26 protein-coding genes, 1 tRNA gene, 2 rRNA genes and 1 riboswitch are annotated in these 25969 nt (G+C 30.1%); all 29 genes read left to right on the top strand.

All coding sequences use genetic code 11. The annotated features are described in order from the left end of the window. Positions 1-42 precede the first annotated feature (42 nt). The 29 genes from BN7997_RS14285 to BN7997_RS15860 all read left to right on the top strand — a co-directional run bounded on the left by BN7997_RS14285 (position 43) and on the right by BN7997_RS15860 (position 25791). Positions 43-116 (top strand) — tRNA-Gly (locus BN7997_RS14285). Between the two features lie 15 nt (positions 117-131). Next, positions 132-248 (top strand): 5S ribosomal RNA (gene rrf / locus BN7997_RS14280). A gap of 124 nt (positions 249-372) precedes the next feature. Then, positions 373-1608 (top strand): glutamyl-tRNA reductase, encoded by a 1236-nt coding sequence (hemA, locus tag BN7997_RS14275; RefSeq protein WP_071121497.1) that lies wholly within the window; start codon positions 373-375, stop codon positions 1606-1608. Positions 1609-1627: 19 nt separating this feature from the next. Next, on the top strand, positions 1628-2923 hold the full coding sequence (gene hemL / locus BN7997_RS14270) for a glutamate-1-semialdehyde 2,1-aminomutase (protein WP_071121496.1): 1296 nt from the start codon (positions 1628-1630) through the stop codon (positions 2921-2923). Positions 2924-3037: 114 nt separating this feature from the next. Then, positions 3038-4084 (top strand): nicotinate-nucleotide--dimethylbenzimidazole phosphoribosyltransferase, encoded by a 1047-nt coding sequence (gene cobT, locus BN7997_RS14265; protein WP_071121495.1) that lies wholly within the window; start codon positions 3038-3040, stop codon positions 4082-4084. Between the two features lie 21 nt (positions 4085-4105). Further along, complete coding sequence (gene cobU, locus BN7997_RS15335; RefSeq protein ID WP_071121494.1) at positions 4106-4666, top strand: bifunctional adenosylcobinamide kinase/adenosylcobinamide-phosphate guanylyltransferase; 561 nt, start codon at positions 4106-4108, stop codon at positions 4664-4666. A 3-nt stretch (positions 4667-4669) separates the two neighbouring features. Beyond that, positions 4670-5434, top strand: a complete 765-nt coding sequence (gene cobS / locus BN7997_RS15330; protein ID WP_071121493.1) for an adenosylcobinamide-GDP ribazoletransferase — start codon at positions 4670-4672, stop codon at positions 5432-5434. Between the two features lie 18 nt (positions 5435-5452). Further along, a complete protein-coding gene (locus BN7997_RS14250; protein ID WP_071121492.1) occupies positions 5453-6055 on the top strand; it encodes a histidine phosphatase family protein in 603 nt (200 codons plus the stop codon). A 12-nt stretch (positions 6056-6067) separates the two neighbouring features. Next, positions 6068-6242, top strand: a riboswitch (cobalamin riboswitch). 115 nt (positions 6243-6357) lie between these two features. Further along, complete coding sequence (locus tag BN7997_RS14245; protein WP_071121491.1) at positions 6358-7893, top strand: cobyric acid synthase; 1536 nt, start codon at positions 6358-6360, stop codon at positions 7891-7893. A gap of 13 nt (positions 7894-7906) precedes the next feature. Beyond that, entirely contained in the window at positions 7907-9310 is a 1404-nt protein-coding gene (locus tag BN7997_RS14240) for a cobyrinic acid a,c-diamide synthase CobB (protein WP_071121490.1), read from the top strand. Position 9311: 1 nt separating this feature from the next. Beyond that, positions 9312-10259: an adenosylcobinamide-phosphate synthase CbiB gene (cbiB, locus tag BN7997_RS14235; protein ID WP_071121489.1), complete on the top strand. Its 948-nt coding sequence runs from the start codon at positions 9312-9314 to the stop codon at positions 10257-10259. Between the two features lie 10 nt (positions 10260-10269). Beyond that, complete coding sequence (locus tag BN7997_RS14230) at positions 10270-11340, top strand: pyridoxal phosphate-dependent aminotransferase (RefSeq protein WP_071121488.1); 1071 nt, start codon at positions 10270-10272, stop codon at positions 11338-11340. A gap of 1 nt (position 11341) precedes the next feature. Next, a complete protein-coding gene (locus BN7997_RS14225; protein WP_071121487.1) occupies positions 11342-12241 on the top strand; it encodes a GHMP family kinase ATP-binding protein in 900 nt (299 codons plus the stop codon). Next, positions 12217-12849 carry a cobalt-precorrin-8 methylmutase gene (locus BN7997_RS14220; RefSeq protein WP_071121486.1) on the top strand — a complete coding sequence of 211 codons (633 nt, stop codon included), beginning with the start codon at positions 12217-12219 and terminating at the stop codon, positions 12847-12849. The genes BN7997_RS14225 and BN7997_RS14220 overlap by 25 nt, the downstream gene beginning before the upstream one ends. An 8-nt stretch (positions 12850-12857) precedes the next feature. Next, on the top strand, positions 12858-14006 hold the full coding sequence (gene cbiD, locus BN7997_RS14215) for a cobalt-precorrin-5B (C(1))-methyltransferase CbiD (RefSeq protein WP_071121485.1): 1149 nt from the start codon (positions 12858-12860) through the stop codon (positions 14004-14006). Continuing rightward, positions 14003-14611, top strand: a complete 609-nt coding sequence (locus tag BN7997_RS14210; RefSeq protein ID WP_071121484.1) for a cobalt-precorrin-7 (C(5))-methyltransferase — start codon at positions 14003-14005, stop codon at positions 14609-14611. Before cbiD ends, BN7997_RS14210 begins: the two co-directional genes overlap by 4 nt. Positions 14612-14638: 27 nt before the next feature. Continuing rightward, on the top strand, positions 14639-15199 hold the full coding sequence (locus tag BN7997_RS14205) for a decarboxylating cobalt-precorrin-6B (C(15))-methyltransferase (protein WP_071121483.1): 561 nt from the start codon (positions 14639-14641) through the stop codon (positions 15197-15199). A 1-nt stretch (position 15200) separates the two neighbouring features. Continuing rightward, positions 15201-15956 carry a cobalt-precorrin-4 methyltransferase gene (locus BN7997_RS14200; protein WP_071121482.1) on the top strand — a complete coding sequence of 252 codons (756 nt, stop codon included), beginning with the start codon at positions 15201-15203 and terminating at the stop codon, positions 15954-15956. Continuing rightward, the gene (cbiG, locus tag BN7997_RS14195; protein WP_071121481.1) at positions 15940-17049 is read left to right on the top strand and encodes a cobalt-precorrin 5A hydrolase; all 1110 of its coding nucleotides are present in this window, start codon (positions 15940-15942) and stop codon (positions 17047-17049) included. Before BN7997_RS14200 ends, cbiG begins: the two co-directional genes overlap by 17 nt. Beyond that, positions 17046-17771 carry a precorrin-3B C(17)-methyltransferase gene (gene cobJ, locus BN7997_RS14190; protein WP_071121480.1) on the top strand — a complete coding sequence of 242 codons (726 nt, stop codon included), beginning with the start codon at positions 17046-17048 and terminating at the stop codon, positions 17769-17771. Before cbiG ends, cobJ begins: the two co-directional genes overlap by 4 nt. Further along, complete coding sequence (locus tag BN7997_RS14185; protein WP_071121479.1) at positions 17768-18517, top strand: cobalt-precorrin-6A reductase; 750 nt, start codon at positions 17768-17770, stop codon at positions 18515-18517. The genes cobJ and BN7997_RS14185 overlap by 4 nt, the downstream gene beginning before the upstream one ends. A 22-nt stretch (positions 18518-18539) precedes the next feature. After that, on the top strand, positions 18540-19331 hold the full coding sequence (locus BN7997_RS16120) for a sirohydrochlorin cobaltochelatase (RefSeq protein ID WP_071121478.1): 792 nt from the start codon (positions 18540-18542) through the stop codon (positions 19329-19331). A gap of 21 nt (positions 19332-19352) precedes the next feature. Continuing rightward, a complete protein-coding gene (locus BN7997_RS16115; RefSeq protein WP_071121477.1) occupies positions 19353-20072 on the top strand; it encodes a cobalt-factor II C(20)-methyltransferase in 720 nt (239 codons plus the stop codon). Positions 20073-20102: 30 nt separating this feature from the next. Next, the gene (gene hemC, locus BN7997_RS14170; RefSeq protein WP_071121476.1) at positions 20103-21008 is read left to right on the top strand and encodes a hydroxymethylbilane synthase; all 906 of its coding nucleotides are present in this window, start codon (positions 20103-20105) and stop codon (positions 21006-21008) included. Further along, on the top strand, positions 20998-22506 hold the full coding sequence (gene cobA, locus BN7997_RS14165; protein ID WP_071121475.1) for a uroporphyrinogen-III C-methyltransferase: 1509 nt from the start codon (positions 20998-21000) through the stop codon (positions 22504-22506). The genes hemC and cobA overlap by 11 nt, the downstream gene beginning before the upstream one ends. 76 nt (positions 22507-22582) lie before the next feature. Continuing rightward, positions 22583-22981: a hypothetical protein gene (locus tag BN7997_RS14160; RefSeq protein ID WP_071121474.1), complete on the top strand. Its 399-nt coding sequence runs from the start codon at positions 22583-22585 to the stop codon at positions 22979-22981. A gap of 37 nt (positions 22982-23018) precedes the next feature. Then, positions 23019-23996 carry a porphobilinogen synthase gene (gene hemB / locus BN7997_RS14155; RefSeq protein WP_071121473.1) on the top strand — a complete coding sequence of 326 codons (978 nt, stop codon included), beginning with the start codon at positions 23019-23021 and terminating at the stop codon, positions 23994-23996. Positions 23997-24088: 92 nt separating this feature from the next. Next, on the top strand, positions 24089-24673 hold the full coding sequence (locus BN7997_RS14150) for a precorrin-2 dehydrogenase/sirohydrochlorin ferrochelatase family protein (RefSeq protein WP_071121472.1): 585 nt from the start codon (positions 24089-24091) through the stop codon (positions 24671-24673). A gap of 63 nt (positions 24674-24736) precedes the next feature. Beyond that, a 16S ribosomal RNA gene (locus BN7997_RS15860) occupies positions 24737-25791 on the top strand. The last annotated feature ends 178 nt before the right edge of the window (positions 25792-25969 follow it).

The raw sequence follows: 25969 nt of genomic DNA, 5'->3' as shown, positions 1-25969 counted from the left end.
TAAATGATATGCAGTTTTCAGAGTATTAACTCTAAAACTTATGCGGGTGTAGCTCAATGGTAGAGTTCCGGCCTTCCAAGCCGGCTGTGAGGGTTCGATCCCCTTCACCCGCTCCAATTTAAATAAGATTATGTGGTTATTATAGCAAAGAGGATACACCTGTTCCCATACCGAACACAGAAGTTAAGCTCTTTAGCGGCAATGGTACTTGGTGGGCAACCGCCTGGGAGAGTAGCACGTAGCCACGTAGTCTTTTTTTTATACAAAAAAATAATTAAATTATAAAAATAGATGGTTAAATTTACAAAGAAGAGATAGTAGTGCTATACTATATGAGTGAATATAAATAATTAATTAGCTTGGAGGTTGGGCATGAATATAGGTGTTATAGGGATAAATCATAATCTAGCTCCAATCAATATAAGAGAACATGTTTCTTTTACGGATATACAAAAGATAGAGGCGATAAACTACTTCCTAGATAGAGATATAGAAGAGGTAGTAATACTTTCTACTTGTAATAGAAGTGAAATTTATATCCAGGCAAAGAACATAGATGAAAAAATTAAATTGGTAGAAGATTTTTATGAAGAATTTTTTAATGCAAAAGGTATAAAAGAATATTTATTTTCTAAAAAATATACTTCGGCAATAGAACATCTATTTAAAGTAGCATCGGGTCTAGATTCTATAGTTTTAGGTGAAGATCAGATACTTGGACAAGTGAAAGATGCACATGATTTCTCTATGCAACTTGGTTCTAGTAAAAAGATATTTAATAAATTATTTAGAGAAGCTGTAAATATAGCTAAAGATATAAAAAATACTACAAAAATATCGCATCAGCCTTTATCTATAAGCTATATAGGTATAAAATTTTTACAAAATAAAGTTGGTAATTTAGAAGGTAAAAAAGCTTTAGTTATAGGTATTGGTAAGATGAATAGGCTTACAATGAAGTACTTAGAAGAAGAAAAACTAGATACAATATATGTATCAAATAGAAGTCATGGAAAAGTAATAGAATTAGAAAGCGAATTTAAGAATATAGTTCCTATAAGATATGAAGACAGATATAAAGTGATGAATGATGTTGACATAGTAATCAGTGCTACTGCATCTCCACATATGATCATAAAATATGATGAAATGCCTGAAATTCAAAGAAAAATATTTATGATGGATATTGCACTTCCAAGAGATATAGATCCTAAGATAAATGAATTAGAGAATATAGAAGTATATGACATAGATAACTTAAAAGATATTCATGATAAGAATGATAAAAAGAGAAAAGAGCTAGCTAAAATAGGATATGAGATGATATCTGAAAAAATTATAGAGTTTACAGAATGGCTAGACTCAATCAAAATTGACCCTACAATTGAATCATTAAATGATAAATGTTTAGAGATTAGAGAAGATACATTAGAATACATATATAGAAAAACTAATCTTAACAATAGAGATAAAAAAATTATCGATAAGATGTTAACATCTGCATTAAAAAGATTAATAAGAGAACCGATAATAAATTTAAAGCAAACAAAGGATAAAGGTAAGAGAGAAGAGTATATAAAGTTAGTCGAAGAGTTGTTTGAACTTTAAAATTTAGGAGGACATATAGATGAAAAATGAAAAATCACTAAAGATATATGAAGAAGCAACTAAATACATACCAGGAGGGGTTAACAGTCCAGTAAGAGCTTTTAAATCAGTTGGATTAGACCCAATATTTATAGAAAGAGCTCATGGAAGTAGAATATATGATGTAGATGGAAATGAGTACATAGACTATATTTGTTCTTGGGGACCACTTATGTTAGGTCATAGTCCGAAGGAAATAGTAGAAGGAATAGAAGAAGTTGTATATAGGGGAACAAGCTATGGAGTACCAACTGCAATAGAAGTTGAAATGGCTAAATTAGTAGTAGAAGCTTATCCTGCAATAGATCAAGTTCGTATGGTAAATTCAGGAACAGAAGCTACTATGAGTGCATTAAGAGTAGCTAGAGCATATACAAATAGAAATAAAATATTAAAGTTTGAAGGATGTTATCATGGACATTCAGATGCACTATTAGTTAAATCTGGTTCAGGAACAATAACATATGGAGTTCCGACAAGTCCTGGTGTACCATCAGATGTTGTAAAAGATACTTTAGTATGTAGATATAACGACTTAGATGAAGTAAAAAATATATTTAAAGAGCAAGGTCATGAGATTGCAGCTGTAATAGTTGAAACTGTAGCAGGAAACATGGGAGTTGTTCCAGGAACAAAAGAATTCTTACAACTATTAAGAGATATAACTAAGGAATATGGAACTGTTTTAATATTTGATGAAGTAATAACTGGATTTAGATTAAATTATAATAGTTCAGTAGGATACTTTGGAATAAAACCAGATATGGCTTGTTTCGGAAAAATAATAGGGGCAGGTCTTCCAGTTGGAGCTTATGGAGGGACTAAAGAAATAATGAGCATGGTATCTCCAGTAGGGCCAGTTTATCAAGCAGGTACACTATCAGGAAATCCTCTAGCAATGTATATGGGGAAAAAGAATTTAGAAGTATTAAGAGACAATCCAAACATATATGAAGAGCTAGAAAGAAAAGCTATAAAATTAGAACAAGGACTAAAAGCTAATATAGAAAAGTTAGGATTAGATTATACAGTAAATAGAGCAGGTTCATTAGTTTGTTTATTCTTTGCAAAAGGACCTATAAACAACTATGATGATGTTAAAAAATGTGATGTTCCTAAATTTAATAAATATTTTGAAGAATTAATAAAAAGAGGAGTATTATTAGCTCCAACTCAATTTGAAGCTATGTTTTTATCAAATGCACATACAGATGAAGATATAGAATATACAATAAATGCAAGCTATGAAGCTTTAAAAGTTGCTCATAATATATAATTAGAATTTAAGAGGCTATCTAAAAATAGATTTATAGATATATTTTGACAGAAGTTATATCAAAAAATCTACTTTAGATAGTCACTTTAATTAATATGCTAAGGTGGGATGAAAATGAGTATATTAGAAAGTACAGTAAATAATATAGACTCTTTAGATAAGACTTCTATTGAACAAGCTAAAAAAAGACTAGATAGATTAATAAAGCCTCAAGGTAGTTTAGGTAAGATGGAAGATATTTGCATGCAATTAGCAGGAATACATAAAAGCAAATATTTTGATACATCTAAAAAAGTAGTTATAGCTTTTGGAGCAGATCATGGAGTTTATGAAGAAGGTGTAGCACCAGACCCTCAAAGTATAACATATATGCAATTACCAAACTTTACAAAAGGAATATGTGGAGTAGGTGTAATAAGTAAGTTTGTAGGAGCTGATGTGGTAGCTGTGGATATTGGTGTAAACTGTGACCATGAATTAGAAGGTGTACTTAATTACAAAATAAGAAAAGGTACATCAAATATGGCAAAGGGTCCGGCTATGACAAGAGAAGAGGCTATTAGATGTTTAGAAATAGGTATTGAAATGGCTGAGGATTCTATAAAAAAAGGATATAACTTAATAGGTATTGGAGAAATGGGTATATGCAATACTACACCAAGTAGCGCGATAATATCTGTAATAGATAATTGTGATCCAGAGGATGTAACTGGTATTGGAGCTGGATTAAAAAAAGAAAGAGTTAAATTTAAGGCAGATACAATAAGAAAATCTATAGAACTAAATAAACCAAATCCAGAAGATGCAATAGATATACTATCTAAAGTAGGTGGCTTTGAAATCGGTGGTATGGCTGGAGTTATACTAGGATGTAGTGCTAATAGAATACCTGTGGTTTTAGATGGATTTATATCTTATGCAGCTGCATTACTTGCATATAAGATCAATCCAAAAACTAGAGAATATATGATAGCATCACATTCATCAGCAGAGCCAGGAACACAGAGAGCTTTAAACATATTAAACTTAGAACCAGTTTTAAATATGGGAATGAGGTTAGGAGAAGGTAGTGGAGCAGCTCTTGCATTTAATATAATCGAGGCAGCAAATTACACATATGAAAATATGGCTACATTTGATGAAGTAGATATGGGTAGATAGTGTTTTAGTTAGGAGAAAAAAATGAGCAAAGTTATATTAGTAACAGGTGGAGCAAGATCTGGAAAAAGTAATTTTGCAGAGAAGCTATGTAAAGACCAAAATAATAATACTGCTTATATAGCAACATCGATTCCATTTGATGATGAAATGAAAGAGAGAGTTAAAAAGCATAAAGAAAGTAGACCGCAAAATTGGAAAACCTATGAAATATACAAAGATATATACACTATAATAAATGATATTTCAAAAGAACACAAAACAGTAATACTTGATTGTGTTACTTTATTGGTTAATAATTTAATGTTTACATACGAAATAGATATAGATAATTCGACACAAGATGAAATAAATGAATTAGAAAAATATATAAAAGAACAAGTTGAAAAATTACTTATAGAAATAAAAAAGACTAATTTATACTTTGTGATAGTTACAAATGAATTAGGATTAGGTGGAGTTTCTATAAATAAATTATCTAGAATATATACAGATATTATAGGAAGAATAAATCAACAAATAGCAACTCATAGTGATGAGGTATATTTTGTGGTAAGTGGAATTCCTATGAAGATAAAGGGATAGTTTATGAAAAGATTTATTTCTATACTTCAATTTATGACTAGGATACCAATAAATATAGATACTGGATTTGATGAAGAATTTCATAAAACCATAACATATTTTCCGTTAGTGGGACTGGTACTAGGGGTATTAATATATATTATAGGTTTAGTATCTGGCATATTTTTTGATTCATTCATAACATCAATAATAGTAACATTAGCATTAGTCATATTAACTGGTGGACTACATATAGATGGATTAGGAGATACTTTTGATGCTATATATAGTTATAGAGATAAAGAAAGAATGCTAGAAATTATGAAAGACTCTAGATTAGGTACAAATTCTCTTTTAGCTATTATATTTTTAATATTATTAAAAATAGGATTCATATATAGCATAATAAATAACAATCTACTTTGGACTGTAATATTTATGCCCGTAGTGGCAAGACTTGGAGTAATTGTTATGATGTATAAAACAGTAACTCCTAGAGAAAATGGAATGGGAAATTTATTTATAGGAAAAGTAAGTACATCAATGTTTACTATTGCTATACTATATACAATAATATTAATAATAGGAATATCAAAATTAATATTCTTAGCTTCAACGTTTGAAGCAATGATGTTAATAAGTACGATTATTATATTATTCGTATTTAATAATTTATTCAAAAAACATATATACAAAAAAATTGATGGAGTAACGGGTGATATACTAGGTTGTACAATAGAACTTGGAGAGCTTATATATTTATTTTGTATATATTTATTATTAATATAGCCTTCAATGAGGTGAAATATGGTAAAATTAATATTAGTTAGACATGCTCTAACAGTAGATAATCAAAAAAGTAGATTATCTGGACATATAGATAGCTATATAAGTGAAGAAGGAAAAGAGCAAATAGATAAGATTACAAATTACTTAAAGGATTTTGATATAGATAAAATTTACACTACAACATCTTCTAGAACTAAAGATACTGTAAAAAAATTATCTGAATTAAAATCTATAGAAATTATAGAAAAAGAAAGTTTAAAAGAAATAAGTTTTGGAGATTTTGAAGGATTAACTTTTGATGAAATAAAAGATAAATATCCTAAAGAATTTCAAGATATGATAGAAAAAGGATATGAGTACAAATATCCTAATGGAGAGAGTTTAATAGATTCATACAATAGAGTTTGTATTGAATTAGATAATATTATCTCTAATAATGATGATAGAACAATTCTTATTTGTTCTCATGGAGGAACAATAAGAAATATAATAACTTATTTAATATCAAATAGCTATAAGTATCATTGGAACTTTAAAATTGATAATGGATCAGTTACAATTTTAGAAGTACAAGATGGGTTTACAGTTATAACTGCTATGAATAATACTAGCTTTATATAATTACTAAAAATAGAATATTATATTGAATTAGGTTCTTTCGAGATTAATAGGGAAAAAGGTGAAAATCCTTTGCAGCCCCCGCTACTGTAAGATGGACGAAACTAAAGTTACCACTGTCAATATGATGGGAAGGTATAGGAGTAGGATGAAGTCGAGCCAGGATACCTGCCTAATTTAATTTTACTAAATAAATCTCGGGGTGAAGATTTTTATAATATATAATGTATAAAATAAAAGTCCTAACTTACAAGTGTTAGGACTTTTTTTAATATTCTGAATATTTAAAGGAGGAAAACTGAGCAATGGGCAAAAAAATTATGCTACAAGGAACTGCATCAAATGTTGGGAAAAGTATATTAACAGCAGGATTATGCAGGATATTTAAACAAGATGGATATAGTGTTGCTCCATTTAAATCTCAAAATATGGCATTAAATTCTTTTATAACTAAGGAAGGTCTTGAAATGGGAAGAGCTCAAGTATTCCAAGCCGAAGCTTGTGGTATAGATCCAGTTGCAGATATGAATCCTATACTTTTAAAGCCATCTGGAAACCATAGATGCCAAGTTATAGTTAGAGGTAAAGTAAGAGAAGATATGGCATCTTCCAAGTATCATACATATAAACCTCAACTAGCTAAAGAATTAAAGACTATATTCAGTGAATTTAGCAATAACTATGACATCGTTGTAATGGAAGGTGCGGGAAGTACAGCCGAGATAAATCTAAGAGAGCATGATATAGCTAATATGGGTATGGCAGAGATTGCAGATGCACCAGTAATAATAGTAGGAGATATAGATAGAGGTGGTGTATTTGCATCACTTGCAGGAACTATGATGCTACTAAGTGAAGAAGAAAGAAGAAGAGTTAAAGGTGTAATAATAAATAAATTTAGAGGCAGAAAGGAACTTTTAGAAGAAGGTATAAAAATGCTAGAGGAAATAATAAATGTTCCTGTCCTTGGAGTTATACCATATAGCGATATAAAAATAGAAGATGAAGATAGTGTTACAACTAGATTCAAGGCAGTACAAGGAAAAAGAGACATACACATAGAAATAATAAGAACTCCTCATATGTCTAACTTTACAGATTTTAATATATTTGAAACACAAAATGATGTAAGCGTCAGATATGTAGGGTATGGAGAAGCTTTAAGTAATCCAGATATAGTTATTATCCCGGGAAGTAAAAGCACAATAGAGGACCTAAAATACATAAGAGAAAATGGACTAGAGGAACAAATAAAGGAACTACAAAAAAGAGGGAAATTAATATTTGGTATTTGTGGTGGTTACCAAATGCTAGGAAAGAAAATAAAAGATCCTTATCATGTAGAAGGAGAAGTTGAAGAGATAGATGGTATAGGCCTTTTAGATACAGAAACTATATTTGAAAAAGAAAAGACAACTACTCAAGTAGAAGCAATAATACACCAAAATCTTTCAGGATATATGAAAAACTTATCTGGTAAAAGAGTAAAAGGTTATGAAATACATATGGGAATAAGTAAGCCTGGAAGTGAAGTATCTTATTTAAACTTAATTGATAAAAAGCTAGGAGAAGAAGTTAACTATCTAGAAGGTAGTATAAATAAAAATGGAAATGTAGTAGGTACATATATTCATGGAATATTTGATGAAATAGATTTTACTAGAGAACTTTTAAATAGTATAAGAGAAGAAAAAGGATTAGAAAAATTACAAAGTAATGTAACTTCTTTTGATGAATTTAAGCAAAATGAATATGACAAATTGGCAGATTTATTAAGAGAGAACTTAGATATACAAAAGATTTATGAAATAATGACAGAACATGAAAATAAAATTTTATAGTTAGGTGAAGCTTATGAAAAAGATTTTAATAGCAGGGACGAATAGTGGTGTAGGTAAAACCACTATCTCACTAGGAATAATGCAAGCTCTTACTAAAAGAAATATGAAAGTTCAGCCATATAAGGTTGGACCAGACTATATAGATCCTTCATATCATACTTTTATAACAGGAAGACATTCTAGAAACTTAGATTCATATATGTTAGATGATGAAAAGATAAAGTATGTATTTAATGATGCATCTAAAGATGCAGATATATCAGTAGTTGAAGGTGTTATGGGTCTATATGATGGTATTGGAATCGATTTAGATAATTGCACAAGTTCTTATACATCAAAACTTTTAAAGGCTCCAGTTATACTTGTTATAAATGGAAAAGCTATGGCAGCATCTAGCGCAGCTATGGTACTTGGATACAAAGAGCTTGATAAGAATGTTGATATAAAAGGTGTAATAGTTAATAACGTAAAAACTAAATCACACTATGAAATAATAAAAAAAGCTATAGAAACATATTGTAATATAGAAGTTTTAGGATACTTCCCACCAAATAATGAATTTTCATTAGAGTCAAGACACTTAGGATTAGTACCAAGTGTTGAAATAGAATCTTTAAAGACGAAATTCAGTAACTTAGCAGATGAAATAGAAAAGTACATAGATATAGATAGGATAATAGAAATTTCAGAAACTGAAGAAGTTGAAAGTGAATTTGATATAAGAGACTTTATAGAAAAAAATAAATTAGAAAATAAGACTATAGCTATAGCTTATGATAAAGGTTTTAACTTCTATTATAGAGAAAACATAGAGCTTCTTGAAGATTTAGGATTAAATATAAAATATTTTAGTCCATTAAATGATAAAGAAGTACCTATATCTGATTATATATATATTGGTGGAGGATTCCCTGAGATATTTGCAAAAGAAATAGAGCTAAACAAATCTATGAGGGGATCTATAAGAAACGCTCATGAAAAAAACATTCCAATATATGCTGAATGTGGTGGGCTAATGTATTTAGGTGAAAAACTTGTAGACCAAAATGAGAATGAATACGATATGGTTGGAATTTTAAAAGGCACTAGTAAAATGACAAAATCTTTAAGAAGGTTTGGATATTGCTACGGAATTGCCAAAGAAGATACAATCTTATCAAATGTAGGAGAAGTAATAAAAGGACATGAATTCCACCATTCTGTATTTGAGAGTGAAGAAGAATGTGCTTATATAATGAAGAAGGAAAGAGATAAAAAAATTGTTGATGAGTGGGAAGGTGGATATAGCAAAGGAAATACACTAGCTACATATTTACATACTCATTTCTACAACAACTTAAATTGCATAGAGAAGTTTTTGGGTAAGCACCAAAATGACTTAAATAAAGAGAAATTATTAGTAAAGGAAGAGAATTAATATGAATATACTATCTATTTATATAGGTTATATAATCGACCTGATTATAGGAGATCCATATTCTTTTCCTCACCCTGTTAGATTTATTGGAAAATTAATAAAAATAACTGAAGATCAAATAAGAAAAGTAGCAAAGAATTATAAAGCATTAAAAATAGGTGGATTTATTCTATGGTTTATTACAGTTGGAGTAACTTATTTTGTTACATATTTAATAGTTAAATTAAGTAGCTTGATTCCAGGCAGTTTTTTAATAGCAAACTCATTCTTGATTTATACAACACTAGCTACTAAATGCTTAAAAGATGAAGCAGTGAAAATATATGAGGTATTAAAAACTAAAGATATAGAAAAAGCAAGAGTTCAAGTATCTTATATAGTTGGAAGAGATACAACACATTTAGATGAAGGCGAGATAATAAGGGCAACTGTAGAAACAGTAGCAGAAAATACTGTAGATGGAATTATAGCACCTATGTTTTATGCTTTCATAGGTGGAGCACCATTAGCGATGGCATATAAAGCAATAAATACTTTAGATTCTACAGTAGGATATAAAAATGATAAATATAAGGACATAGGATTTGCATCAGCTAAAATTGATGATATAGCAAACTTTATACCAGCTAGAATATCATCTATATTAATGGCAATCGGAAGCTTTATATTGAAATATAATTATAAAGACGCATTAAAAATATCTATAAGAGATAGAAAAAATCATAAGAGTCCAAACTGTGCTTATCCAGAAGGAGCAGTTGCTGGAGCATTAGGAATTCAATTAGGTGGAACAAATATATACTTTGGAAAAGCAGTATACAAACCAACTATAGGAGATAAGCATAGAGAGATAGAAGTTGATGACATAGTAAAAACAAATAAAATAATGTATGCAACATCAATAACGTCGATAGTTGTATTTACTATAATTTTCAAATTTTTATACTAAGGGGGCATATATGAAAGACTTAGGACATGGTGCTAATGTAGAACAAATAGCAAGAATGTATAACAAAAACCCTAAAGATATAATTGATTTTAGTTCTAATATAAACCCAAACGTAATTCAAGGACTAGAGGAATATATATTAGAAGGATTACAAGAAAGTAGAAGCTATCCAGATATTAAATATACAAATCTAAGAAATAATATATCTCAGTATATAGATGTAAGACCAGAATTTATAATACCTGGAAATGGAGCAACTGAAATAATTTACTTGCTTATGAAAAGTATAGATAAAAGGATTGCTATATTAAACCCTACATTTTCTGAATATGAAAGAAGTGCAAGACTTAACAATTTAGATGTAATAAATTTAAATTTAGATGAAAGTAATGAGTTTGAAATAGATTTAAATAATATAAAAGAAAATATTAATAAATTTGATAGTTTATTCGTATGCAATCCTAATAACCCAAATGGGAAGGTTAAAAACTTAGAAAAACTTTTAGATATTATAGTAGATAATAATAAGTTATTAATAGTAGATGAAACTTTTATGGAATTTGTTGAAGAAGAAGAGAAATATAGCTTAGTTAAATATGTAGAGAAGTATCCAAATTTATTTATACTTAAAGCTGTTACAAAATTTTTTGGCCTTCCAGGAATAAGACTTGGATATGGCCTAACAAGCAATAATGACATAATAGAAAAAATATATAACTATAAAGAACCTTGGACAATAAATTCTTTTGCAGATACTTTATCTAACTATATATTTAAAGATCAGAAATATATAGAGGATAGTAAAGAGTATTATATAGATGAACGTAACTTTATGTTATCAGAGCTAAAATCTATAAATAGCATACACGTATATGATACAGATACAAATTTTATATTAATTAGACTTAATGACAAAAGGGCAAAGGAAATAAAAGTTGAATTGTTAAGAGAAGGAAATATTCTTATAAGAGATGCTTCGAATTTTATCGGATTAGATGATAGATATATAAGGATAGCGATAAAGTCTCATAAAGAAAATGAACTTCTTATAAGACACATGAAAAAACTATTGGGTGATTAATATGAAATATTATGGAATTTGTCCAGCATCTTGCGGCGAATTTGTTCAAGGTGTAATGGATAGAGCAGAATATCTCTGCTCATATGCAGTGGATTTATACTCTACTGCTGAGGTTGAGGAAAAGTTGAATAATATAAATCTTGGACCGTTAAAGTCTAGAAAAGCTATAGAAGCAGTATTTAAAAAGTTTAATATACCTGTTGAAGAGAGTAAGAATATATCTTTAAAAATAAGAAGTAAAATACCTGTTGGTAAAGGTATGGCAAGTTCTACTGCTGATATAGGAGCAACAATAGGAGCAACATTAGGATTAATAAAAAAAGAATTAAGTAGTGAAGAAATAGCAAAGCTAGCGTCTACTATAGAGCCAACAGACTCTATATATATAGAAAAAAATAGTATTTTTAATCCTTTAAATGGTGAAGTAATAAGGTATTTAGGCAATGTTAAGGATTTAAGAGTAGTGATATTAGAACCTAATAGCACTTTAAATACCATGAGGATTAGAAAAACTCCAAATTATAAAAAAATAAAGACACAAAATAAAGAAATTATAAAAATCTCTTTTAGCCTCTTAGAAGAAGGCATAAAGAGTAATGATATGCATAAAATTGGAAAAGCGAGTACTTTTAGTAGTTTAGCTAATGAAAGTATACACAAAAAAGAAGGCCTAGAGAAAATAATAGAGATATCTAAAAATTATGGAGCCTATGGAGTTAATGTTGCTCATAGCGGAACTGTTGTAGGCATACTAATAGATAAATCTATGAATGATACTAGGTTAATAGAGTTGTTAAAAAATGAAAGACTCGATTCAGTTTATAAAAAAATGTACACATCAAATATAATTGATGGTGGAATTAGAGGTGAACAAACATGGAATACATCAAAAATCCTATGATGATAGAAGAAAAAAGTTTCATAATGATACAGGAAATAATAGATGAGATAAGACCTGGTTATAAGTTTAAAAATGAAATAGAAGAGAAAATAATAAAGCGTTCAATACATACAACTGCAGACTTTGAATATTTAGATATATTAAAGATATCTGATACTGCAGTTGAAAATATAGTTGATGCATTAAAAAATAATGCAACTATATATACAGATACAAACATGGCCTTAAGTGGAATAAATAAAAGAAAATTAGATGCTTTAGGTTGTAAATATAGATGTTTAGTGGCGGAAGAGGAAACTGCAAATTTAGCTAAAGAAAAAGGAATAACTCGTTCTATGGCAGCAGTTGAGATAGCAGCAAGAGATAAAGGAAGAAAATTATTTGTATTTGGTAATGCACCAACAGCTTTATACAAAGCTATGGAAATGAGAGATTCGAAAGAATTAAATTTAGATGCTATTGTAGGTGTTCCAGTTGGATTTGTAGGGGCAGCAGAATCTAAAGATGAATTAGAAAAAACTGATATACCTTATATAATCTCAAAAGGTAGAAAAGGTGGTAGTAACCTAGCGGCGGCGATAATAAATGCTATTTTATATGCTATGTAGGTAAAGTTATGGAAGAGTATGTATACATAGATGGTAAAAAGTATAGACGAGGATATACTACAGGTTCTTGCGCTACAGCTGCATCAAAAGCCGCTACTTATATGCTTTTAACTAAAAAGAAAATAAAAACTATAAACATAGATACTCCAAAAGGAATTCCATTGACATTAGATGTTCAAAATATATCTTTAAATAATGATTATGTTGAATGTTCAATAAAAAAAGATGGTGGAGATGATATTGATGCAACTCACACTATGGACATTTATGCAAAGGCAGAAATTATTGATAGAGAAAATGGTGAAGACATTATAGTTTGTGGTGGATATGGAATAGGAGTAGTTACTAAAAAAGGATTAAGTGTAGAAGTAGGTAAAGCAGCTATCAATCCAACACCTATGAAAATGATAAATTATGAAATTAGAAAAGTTATAGGTGAGGATATAAGTGCTACTTTAGGAGAAGGCAAATCTTTAAAGATAACAATATCTGCTCCTAAAGGTGAGGAGATAGCTAAAAAAACATTTAATCCAAGATTAGGGATAATAGGTGGTATATCTATTATAGGTACAACTGGAATCGTTGAGCCAATGAGTGATGAAGGCTGGAAGAAGTCCTTATCAATAGAGCTAAAAATGAAAAAAGAGCAAGGCTTAGATAAAATAATTTTAGTTCCAGGAAATCATGGAGAACAGTTTATTAGAGAGAAACTTAATTTAGACATGAAATATGTAGTGCGAACTAGTAATTTCATAGGATATATGCTTAAAGAAGCTCAACGTATGGGGTATAAAAAGATACTTATGGCAGGTCATATAGGTAAGTTTATAAAATTATCTGCTGGGATATTTAATACTCATAGTAAGGTTGCAGATGCTAGAAGCGAGATACTAATATCTAATTTGGCTTTAATGAAAGCACCATATGATTTACTAGAGAAAATAAATGAATGCTTAACCGCTGAAGAAGCTGTTGAAGTAATAAATGAAAATAACTATACAGAGTTTTATGATAAAGTCAGCAACAAATGTAGATATAAAGTAAAGCAATATTTAGGTGATGATGATACAGAGGTAGAGGTAATAATGTTCTCTATGGATAAAACATTACTTGGTAAATCAGATAATACAGATAGTCTAGTGGAGGTATTTAGATGATAAATGTCATAGGGTTAGGACCAGGAAACACTGACTATATAACTAAATTAGGTGAAAAACTAATTCAAAATTCAGATGTAGTAATAGGTGGGAAAAGAAATTTAGAATCTATTGTAGATTTTGAAGGAGAAAAAATAGAAATATCATCTAATTTAAAAGAAATAGTAGAGTATATAAATAATAATAAACATAAGCAAATATCTGTAATAGCATCAGGTGACCCACTTATATATGGTATAGGTAGATATCTTTCTAAAAATATTGATAAAGAAGATTTAAATATAGTGTCTGGTATTAGTTCTCTTCAATATATATTTTCGAAAGTACATATAGATATGAATGATTTATATATAACAAGTAGTCATGGGAAAACTCCAGACTTTGATTATGTACTTTCGCACAAGAAAGTATGCATGGTTACAGATAAGATAATAGGTCCAAAGGAGATTTGTAAGCAAATACTAGATAGAAATCTAGAAAAGACAATTGTAGTTGGCGAAAACCTATCTTATGACAATGAAAGAATAACTATAGGTAGTCCAGAAGATATATTGAATTTAGAAGATTTTGATATGTGTGTAGTGGTTATATTAGATAAAAATTAAAATACAGTTATTTAGTGGAGATTATGTATGAAAAATAGTGATTTTATAACAGGTAGAGTGCCTATAACAAAAGAAGAAGTTAGGGCAGTATCTATAATGAAACTAGATCTAGTAAATGCTAAAAGGTTTATAGATGTCGGAGCTGGAACAGGTAGCGTAAGTGTTGAGGCTGCGTACAACTATCCTAACCTAGAGGTAATATCTATAGAAAGAAATGATGATGCATTAGATTTGATAAATAAAAACGTTGAGAAGTTTAATTTAAAGAATGTAGAAGTTATAAAAGCTTATGCACCAATAGATATAGACGGAGAAGCTGATGCTATTTTTCTTGGTGGAACAGGGAATAGACTAGATGAAATATTACTGTGGTCTAAGGAAAAATTAGTTCCAGGTGGAAGATTAGTGGCAAACTTCATTATAGTAGAAACATTTAATGAAACTTTAAGACTGCTAAGAGAATATGGATTTGAAAATATAGATGTTTCAGTAATGAATATATCTAAGTTAGAAAAATTAGGAAGAGGAGAATACTTCAAGCCTCTAAATCCTATTTATATAATATCTTGTGAGAAGGGGAGAGAGTAATATGACAAATAAAATACATTTCGTTGGGGCGGGTCCTGGAGATAAAGAATTAATAACATTAAAAGGATATAAGCTTTTAAGTAATGCAGATATAGTAATATATGCTGGTTCTTTAGTTAATCCAGAGCTTTTAGAATATTGTAAAGAAGGGTGTGAAATACACAACAGTGCACACATGGATTTACAAGAAATAATTGATGTAATGGCAAGAGGTATAAGAGAAGATAAATCAGTTGTTAGATTACAAACAGGAGATTTCTCTATATATGGTTCAATAAGAGAACAAGTTGAGGAGTTATTTAAGTTAGATATTGATTATGATTGTACACCAGGAGTAAGTTCATTCTTAGGTGCGGCATCAGCATTAGGTGTAGAATATACAGTACCAGAAATATCTCAAAGTGTAATAATAACAAGGATGGAAGGAAGAACTCCTGTACCATCTAAAGAATCTATAGAATCTTACGCACAACATCAAACTTCTATGGCAATATTTTTATCGGTACATGATATAGAAAAAGTTGTAGAAAGATTGCATACAGGTGGATATCCAATGGACACTCCGATAGCTGTTGTTTATAAAGCCACTTGGGAAGATGAAAAGATAGTAAAAGGTACATTAGAAGATATAGCTCAAAAGGTTAGAGAAAACAATATAAGAAAAACTGCCTTAATACTAGTAGGAAGATTTTTAGGAAAAGAGTATAAGAACTCTAAGCTATATGATAAGGATTTTAAACATGAGTACAGAGGTTAATATTGCTATAGTTTGTATAACTGAAAATGGAAAAAACTTAGCATTAAAAATTCAAACTCTGATAAAAGATAGTCATGTTTATATAGTTAGTAATAAGCAAAATAAGTTGCAACTAGAAAATGAATCAAAAAACATATTTTTGGTTAAAGAAAAACTTAGTGCATTAACAGAAAAGTTATTTAAAGACTATCAATATATACTATTTATAATGGCTACAGGAATAGTTGTAAGGGTTATAGCACCATACATAGTTAGTAAATTTAGTGACCCAGCAATAATGGTAACAGATGAAAAAGGAGAAAATATTATAAGTTTACTTAGTGGTCATATGGGCGGAGCTAATGAAATGACTAAACGTATAAGTGAGCTGATAAATGCAAATCCAGTAATAACAACGGCTACCGATGTAAATAAAAAGTCAGCTTTAGATATGATTGCAAAAGAATTAGATGCACATATAGATGACTTTAGAGATAACGTAAAAGATGTAAATGCTATGCTAGTTAACAATCAAGATGTTGGTATTTATATAGATGGAAAATACGATGTAGATACTAGAGGATTTAAAGTTTTAGCTAATCTTGAAAATACAGATAGTATTGCAAAGATAGTAGTAATAACAAATAAAAATGATTTTTTTAGAGATTACATCGATAAGTATAAAGACAGTTGTATAAATCAAAAACAATTAGAAGAAAAAATTATAAAAGTTATTCCAAAAGATATAGTTATAGGCATTGGATGTAGAAGAAATACAGACAGCGATCTTTTAAAAGAGTCTTTAGATGATTTATTAAAAAGATATAACATTCATATTAAATCAATTAAAGAAATAGGAAGTATAGATATAAAGCATGATGAAAAAGCAATACTTGATTTAGCAGAAAATTTATCTGTACCATTTAAAACTGTTTCGACAAATGAAATATCGAAAGTGGATTATTTATTTGAAAAATCAGAGTTTGTAAAGAAAAATGTAGGAGTATACTGTGTTTCAGAGCCAGTTGCTTATATATTAAGTAAAGGAAATTTGATAATTGAAAAACATAAATATAAAGGAATAACAATTTCTGTTGGGAGGGTGTCAAAGTGATATATGTTATAGGTATAGGACCAGGAAGCAAAGAATTAATGACAATGCAATGTATAGATGCAATAAAGGATGCTGAAGTTATAGTAGGTTACAAGACCTATATAAACTTAATAACAGATCTTATAGAAGGTAAACAAGTAGTACAAAATGGTATGAGACAAGAAATTGATAGATGTAGAGAGGCTGTTGAAATAGCTAAGACTGGTAAAAAGGTTGCAGTTATAAGTAGTGGAGATGCTGGGATATATGGAATGGCAGGTCTTATATTAGAACTTACTGCTAAAGAAGAACAAAACATAGAGGTTAAAGTTGTACCAGGAGTTACTGCTAGTATAGGTGCTGCCGCAATACTTGGTGCACCAATAATGCATGATTTTTGTCATATAAGTTTAAGTGATCTATTAACTCCATGGGATGTCATAGAAAAAAGATTAAGATTAGCTGCAGAAGCTGATTTCGTAGTTTGTCTGTATAATCCAAGAAGTAAAGGAAGAAGTGAGCATTTAGCTAGAGCTTTTGAAATAATGGGAGAATTTAAAGATGGAAATACTCCTGTTGGAATAGTTAAAGATGTAGGAAGAGCAAAAGAAGAAAAGTTTGTATGTACTTTCGATACTATGGACTTTGAAAGGGTTGATATGACTACTATGGTAGTGGTAGGAAATAAATCTACATTCATACATGATGACTTAATGATAACTCCAAGAGGTTATACTGTATGATTTTAGTTTTAGGTGGAACATCAGACAGCTTGGAGATATGCGACAGAATAAATAAATATGAAGATTTACCATATACACTTTCTGTGACAACAAGTTACGGAGAGGATCTTGCAAGAAAACATGCTAAAAATGTAATTACAGGTAAGCTTACAAAGGAAGATATGGTAAGGTTTATAGAAAAAAATAATATAAATAAAATTATAGATGCTACTCATCCTTATGCTATTGAAGTATCTAAAAATGCTATACAGTGTGCAAAGGAATTAAATATAGATTACTTAAGATATGAGAGAAAGTCTTTAATAGAGGATATATCTTATGAAAATAAATATATAGTAAGTAGTATAGAAGAGGCATGTAAAATAGCTAGAGAAAAAGGAAGAAACATATTTATAGGAACTGGAAGTAAAAACTTACCTAAAATAGTTGAACTTATACCAGATAGAAACTTAATAGTAAGAGTTTTACCAACTAGTGATGTAATACTAAGTTGTGAAAGTTTAGGTCTAAATGCAGACAATATAATTGCTATGAAGGGACCTTTTAGTCAAAGTATAAATGAAGAATTTTATAAACATTATAATGTAGATATAGTAGTAACTAAAGAAAGTGGTATTGCTGGTGGGTTCTTAGAAAAGGTCAATGCTTGTGAAACACTTCAGATACCAGTAGTAATCATAACAAGAGAAAAAATAAACTACCCGCTAGTAGTAAATGAGATAGATGAATTAGAAAAATTATTATAAATTTAGGCAAGGTGGAGCGAGTATGAAAAAGGCAGTTTTAGTAGTAAGCTTTGGTACAAGTTATAAAGAAACTAGAGAAAAAACTATAGAAGCTTGTGAAAAGAAAATAAAAGAAGGATTAGAAGGATACGATTTTTTTAGAGCGTTTACTTCTAATATGATAATAAGAAAGTTAAAAAATAGAGATGGTTTACACATAGAAAATCCAATAGAAGCATTGGATAGATTATATAAAGAAGGATATCAAGAAGTTATAGTCCAAACACTTCATATAATATGTGGAGAAGAATTCAATAAGTTAAAAGAACAAGTTGAAAGCTATAAAGATAAGTTTGAAAAGATAATACTAGGTAGACCATTATTGACATATATAGAAGACTATAAAGAAACAGTAGAAGCTATAGAAAATCAAATACCAAAGATGAACGAGCAAGAGGCTGTTGTATTTATGGGGCATGGAACGTTTCATGAATCACATTCAACATATCCAGCTTTAGAATATATGTTAAGAGATTCAGGTATAAATGCATATGTTGGAACAGTTGAAGGATATCCAGAGATAGAACACGTTATAAGAAGATTAGAAGCAAATAATATAAAAACAGTAAACTTAATGCCATTTATGCTAGTAGCAGGAGACCATGCGATAAATGACATGGCTGGAGATGAAGAAGACTCTTGGAAGAGTATATTTGAAAGTCATGGATTTGAAGTAAAAATACACTTACAAGGATTAGGAGAGAATCCTTGTATTCAAGATAAATTTATGAGACATGCATATAATTGTGTAGAAAAACTAGAAGATATATGTTAATTAATTAGGAGGAGATTTGAGATGGCAAAATTTTATGGAATAGGTACAGGGCCGGGGGATAGTTCATTACTAACAATAAAAGCAGTAGAAACTTTACAAAATTTAGATACATTATATACGCCAGAAGCTAAAAAAGGTGGAGAAAGCTTAGCTTTATCAATAGTAAGTAAATATTTACCAGATGGTTTAGAAATAAAGTCAAGACATTTTCCAATGAACTTTAATGATGCAGAGAAGATATTAGCTTGGAATCAAATAGCTGATGAAATAGTAGAAGATGTAAGAGTTGGAAAGAATGTAGGGTTTGTAACTTTAGGAGATCCTATGATATACAGCACATATGTATATATAATGGAAAGACTTATAGGAAGTATAGATGTAGAGACAATACCTGGAATATCTTCATTCTCTAATATAGCATCTAACCAAAACTTCCCATTAGTTATGGATAGAGAGCCATTAATAATAATACCATGTACGATAGAAGAAGAAAAAATAGACTATGCATTAGAAAACTATAGTTCAATAGTATTAATGAAAGTTTATAAGAATTTTAAAGAAATAATAGGTAAATTAGAAAAGAATGGTCTTATAGAGCACTCTATATTAGTAAGTAATTCATCTCAAGAAAGAGAAGAAGTATATACGAATTTAAGAGATTTAAATTTAGAAGAGAAAATATCTTACTTTTCAACTATACTAGTTAATAAAGAAGTTAAAAAAGAGGTTAAAGTAGGATAGTTAATAGTAAGCTCTAAAGGAGATGAAGTTATGAAAATAATAGTTGGAACTAGGGGGAGTAAGTTAGCAGTAACTCAAACTAATTGGGTTATAAATAAACTTAAAGAAAAACATCCTGAAGTTGAATTTGAAACTAAGATTATAAAAACTAAAGGTGACTTAATACAAAATGTCAGTTTAGATAAAATAGGAGATAAAGGGTTATTTGTAAAAGAGATAGAACAACAGCTAATTGATGGTCAAATAGATATGGCAGTTCATAGTATGAAAGATATGCCATCAAATTTACCTGAAGGATTAAAATTTGCAAGTATACCTAAAAGAGAAGATGCTAGAGATGTACTTGTACTAAAGGAAGGATACTCTAGTATAAATGATTTACCTAATGGAGCAAAAGTTGCAACAGGAAGTAAAAGAAGAAAATATCAGCTATTAAAGTATAGAACAGATTTAAATATAGTTCCGATAAGAGGAAATGTTGATACTAGAATTAGAAAGATAGTAGATGAGAACTTAGATGGAGTAGTTTTAGCTGCATCAGGACTTTTAAGAGTAGGTCTTGAGGATAAAATAACTTATTATATACCTAAAGATATAATGATTCCTGCGCCAGCACAGGGTGCTTTAGCTATAGAAATTAGAGAAAATAGTAAAGATATAGAAGAAATAATAAATTCACTAAAAGATAAGGAAACTGAAATACAAGTTGCAGCTGAAAGAGGATTTCTAGATGGAATAAATGGAAGTTGTCATATTCCTATAGGGGCTTACTGTGATGTTGACGGAGAAAATATAAGTCTAACTGGTTTATATGGAGATGAAGAGGGAAACAATTTAATCACAAAAACTATAAGTGGAAAAGCATCAGAAGCTCGTGAAATAGGACTACAATTAGCTAAACTAATTTCAAAGGAGTATGAACGTTATGAAGGGTAAAGTTTACTTAGTAGGGGCAGGACCAGGAGATTATAAATTATTAACTTTAAAAGGACTAGAGTGTATAAAAAAAGCAGACGTTATAGTTTATGATAGATTAGCAAATAAAAACTATCTAAAAGAAGCTAAGGAAAACTGTGAATTTATATATGTAGGTAAAGCATCAAGTAACCACACTCTTCCTCAAGATGATATAAATAGAGTTATAGCTGATAAAGCTAAAGAAGGTAAAATAGTAACAAGACTTAAGGGAGGAGACCCTTATGTATTTGGCAGAGGTGGAGAAGAAGGAGAACTTTTAAAAGAAGAAGGTATAGAGTTTGAAGTTGTACCAGGTATAACTTCAGCAATAGGTGGACTATGTTATGCCGGTATACCTATAACTCACAGAGATTATGCATCTTCTTTTCATGTTATAACAGGTCATTTAAGAGATGATGACAAAGAAAATCCAGAAATAAACTGGAATGCATTAGCTAATACAAATGGTACATTAGTATTCTTAATGGGGGTAGCTAATCTTCAAAAAATTAGTTCTAACTTAATAAAAGAAGGAAAATCAAAAGATACACCAGTTGCTCTTATAAGTTGGGCAACAAGATCTAATCAAAGGGTTATAACTTCTACATTAGAAAATGTATATGAAACTGCAGTAAGGGAGAATGTGAAGCCACCAACTCTTATAGCTGTTGGAGATGTAGTTGAATTAAGAGATAAATTAAACTTCTTTGAAAGTAAGCCTCTATTTGGGAAAAATGTAATAGTTACAAGATCTAGAACTCAAAGTAGTTCTTTAGTATCAAAAATATCTGATTTAGGTGGAAATCCGATAGAAGTACCGACTATAAAGATAGAAAAAATAGAAAATAATATAGCTTTAGAAAATGAAATAAAAAATATAAAAGACTATACATACTTAATATTAACAAGTAAAAATGCTGTTGATATATTCTTTGATAAGCTAGATGAGATGGACCTTGATAGTAGAGTATTAGCAAACTTAAAAGTTTGTGCTATAGGATCCGCTACTGCTAAAGAAATAAAAAATAGAGGTATAAAGGCAGATATCGTTCCAGAAAAATTTGTTGCAGAATATCTATTTGAAGAATTAAAGGATATATTAAAAGATTCTGATAAAGTTTTAATACCTAGAGCAAAAAATGCTAGAGACTTTTTAGTTGATAAAATAAGTGAAATATGTGAGGTTAAAGAAGTTCACATATATGAAACAGTACTAGATGATAGCAAAAAAGATGAAGTACTAGAAGTATTAAACTCAGAAGAAGCAAACTACATTACATTTGCGAGCTCATCTACAGTTACAAACTTTGTGGAAATAATAGGCCAAGAAAATATAGACAAATTAAATAAATTAAAAGTTATATCTATAGGACCTATAACTACACAAACAGCTAAGGATTTAAATATAAGTATTTATAAAGAAGCAGACATTGCAACTATAGATGGAATGATTGATTGTATAATGAATGATAAATAGTATGCTAAAATATATAAATCTCAATAATATATTGGGATTTATATTTGTTTATATAAAGATAATAAGGAGATTGATAATGATAAAATTAATATTAAATCCTTATGAAGGGGTTGGAAATATAAAAATAGGTATGACAAAGGATGATATTTCAAATGTATTAAATATTACACCTAAAACTTTTATGAAGTCAGAGGATGAATTTGTAGATGATTTTAAAATGATGCATGTCTATTACAATGATCAACATAAAAGCATAGCATTTGAGATTTTTCCAGAAATAGAAGTTAAATTTAAAGGAATAAATTTGACTAAAAATAAAATAGAGATTGTAAAAAAAGCTTTTGAAAAATATGATAATAATATTGAAGTTGATGAGTATGGATTCACAAGTTACAAGTATGGATTTAATATATACGGTGATTCTGAAGAAGTAGAATCATTATTTGTATTTGAAAATGGATATTACAATAAATAAAGAAAAAAGAGTTGTATTGAATATGGAGGAAATATAAATGTTAAGAAGACCTAGAAGACTAAGAATAAATAGTGCTACTAGAAATTTAGTTAGAGAAACTAAATTAAATATTGAAGATTTAATATATCCTTTATTTATAGTAGAAGGTGAAAATATAAAACGAGAAATATCATCTTTACCAGATGTATATCACTTCTCATTAGATATGTTAGAGGAAGAGATAAAAGAAATAAAGGATTTAGGAATAGAACATGTTATACTGTTTGGTATACCACATGACCATGAGAAGGATGCTTGTGGTAGTGAAGCGTATAACGAGGATGGAATAATTCAAAGGGCTGTTAGAAAGATAAAAGAAATAGATCCAGATATGAATGTAGTTACAGATGTATGTATGTGTGAATATACTAGTCATGGACATTGTGGGATACTAACTGAAGGTGGATATGTAGATAATGATAAAACACTAGAGCATTTAGCACAAATAGCTGTAAGTCATGTAAAAGCAGGTGCAGACATGGTTGCACCTTCAGATATGATGGATGGAAGGGTAAAAGCTATAAGAGAAGCTTTAGATAAAGCTGGATTTGTACATATACCAATAATGTCTTATAGTGTGAAATATGCATCTACATTCTATGGTCCATTTAGAGAAGCTGCAAATTCAGCACCATCATTTGGAGATAGAAAAGCCTATCAAATGGATCCAGCAAACACTAATGAAGCATTAATAGAAGCAGAACTTGATGTATTAGAAGGTGCAGATATATTAATGGTTAAGCCTGTATTATCATATTTAGATGTAATAAGAAGGGTAAAAGATAATTATAATTTACCTTTAGCTGCTTATAATGTTAGTGGTGAATACGCTATGCTTAAGTCAGCAGTTAAGAATGGAATATTAAGTGAAGGAGCTATATATGAATCTATCTTGTCCATAAAAAGAGCAGGAGCAGATATAATAATAACTTATTTTGCAAAAGATTTAGCAAAAATGATAAGGGATAATAAATAGTTTTGATTATATAATGTGATGCTTTAAAATAAATTAAAATGTTTTATTATAAGGCATCACATTTTAATTATAATAGGGAGGAATGATTAACAATGTTATATCCTATTAATTTAGAAATAAAAGATATGAAAATAACTATAATTGGTGGAGGAGATGTAGCTTATAGAAAATGTAAGAATTTTTTAGAATTTGGTAAGAGTGTTAGAGTTGTTTCTCCAGAATTTATTGATAGTTTTGAATTAATTAAGAATAACGTAGAGTTAGTTTATGATGTATATAAAGAAGAGTATATCAAAGATAGCTTTATAGTAGTAGCAGCAACAAATAATAAAGAAATAAATAAAAATATAGGTATATATTGTAGGAGTTGTGGCAAACTAGTTAACGTGGTAGATGATATAAAACTATCAAATTATACAGTTCCTTCTTATGTAAAAAGAGGAGATTTGCTTATTAGCATATCTACAGGAGGAAAAAGTCCTTCATTATCATCGAAAATAAAAAAAGAATTAGAAGAAAAGTATGATGATAGTTACGAAGCGTATATAAATATATTAGGTGAAATTAGACAAAAAGTTATAAAAAATTACAAAAATATTTCTGAAAGAAGAAAAGTGCTTAAAGACTTGGTAAATCTAGATTTGGAAGAACTTAAAACATTAGAAAATAAGTTTTAATTAATAAAAAAATAAAAAAAGTTTGTAAAAAAGTGTTGACGATATAAAAACATGATGGTATAGTTATACTTGTCCTTAAGGAAAGGGCAAAACAAAAGAAAACAACTTAAAAATAAGTTGACAAAGAAAAATAACTTTGGTAAACTTAAGAAGTTGTAAAATGAACTTTGAAAATTAAACAGTAGGTTAATTTATAGAATTGAAACTAACAAACCAAGCCAGATATTCAGATGNCAGGAGAGGAGAGTGGAATTCCTAGTGTAGCGGTGAAATGCGTAGATATTAGGAGGAACACCAGTTGCGAAGGCGGCTCTCTGGACTGTAACTGACACTGAGGCACGAAAGCGTGGGGAGCAAACAGGATTAGATACCCTGGTAGTCCACGCCGTAAACGATGAGTACTAGCTGTCGGAGGTTACCCCCTTCGGTGGCGCAGCTAACGCATTAAGTACTCCGCCTGGGAAGTACGCTCGCAAGAGTGAAACTCAAAGGAATTGACGGGGACCCGCACAAGTAGCGGAGCATGTGGTTTAATTCGAAGCAACGCGAAGAACCTTACCTAAGCTTGACATCCTTTTGACCGATGCCTAATCGCATCTTTCCCTTCGGGGACAGAAGTGACAGGTGGTGCATGGTTGTCGTCAGCTCGTGTCGTGAGATGTTGGGTTAAGTCCCGCAACGAGCGCAACCCTTGCCTTTAGTTGCCAGCATTAAGTTGGGCACTCTAGAGGGACTGCCAGGGATAACCTGGAGGAAGGTGGGGATGACGTCAAATCATCATGCCCCTTATGCTTAGGGCTACACACGTGCTACAATGGGTGGTACAGAGGGCAGCCAAGTCGTGAGGCGGAGCTAATCCCTTAAAGCCATTCTCAGTTCGGATTGTAGGCTGAAACTCGCCTACATGAAGCTGGAGTTACTAGTAATCGCAGATCAGAATGCTGCGGTGAATGCGTTCCCGGGTCTTGTACACACCGCCCGTCACACCACGGGAGTTGGGGGCGCCCGAAGCCGGATTGCTAACCTTTTGGAAGCGTCCGTCGAAGGTGAAATCAATAACTGGGGTGAAGTCGTAACAAGGTAGCCGTATCGGAAGGTGCGGCTGGATCACCTCCTTTCTAAGGAGAATTACCTACTGTTTGATTTTGAGGGTTTATTCCTCAAAATTAGTACTTTGAAAACTGCATAACATTTAGTGATATGACATCATTTTAAACATATATAGACAAGAAAAGTCTTTAAAATAACAACTCTAATAACTGGTCAAGTTATTAAGGGTGCAGGGCGGATGCCTTG

Origin of the sequence: Romboutsia timonensis, assembly GCF_900106845.1 — a bacterium.
GTDB lineage: Bacteria > Bacillota > Clostridia > Peptostreptococcales > Peptostreptococcaceae > Romboutsia > Romboutsia timonensis.
The sequence above is the reverse complement of the archived record's forward strand: the minus strand, read 5'-3'. Positions and strand labels throughout refer to the sequence as shown.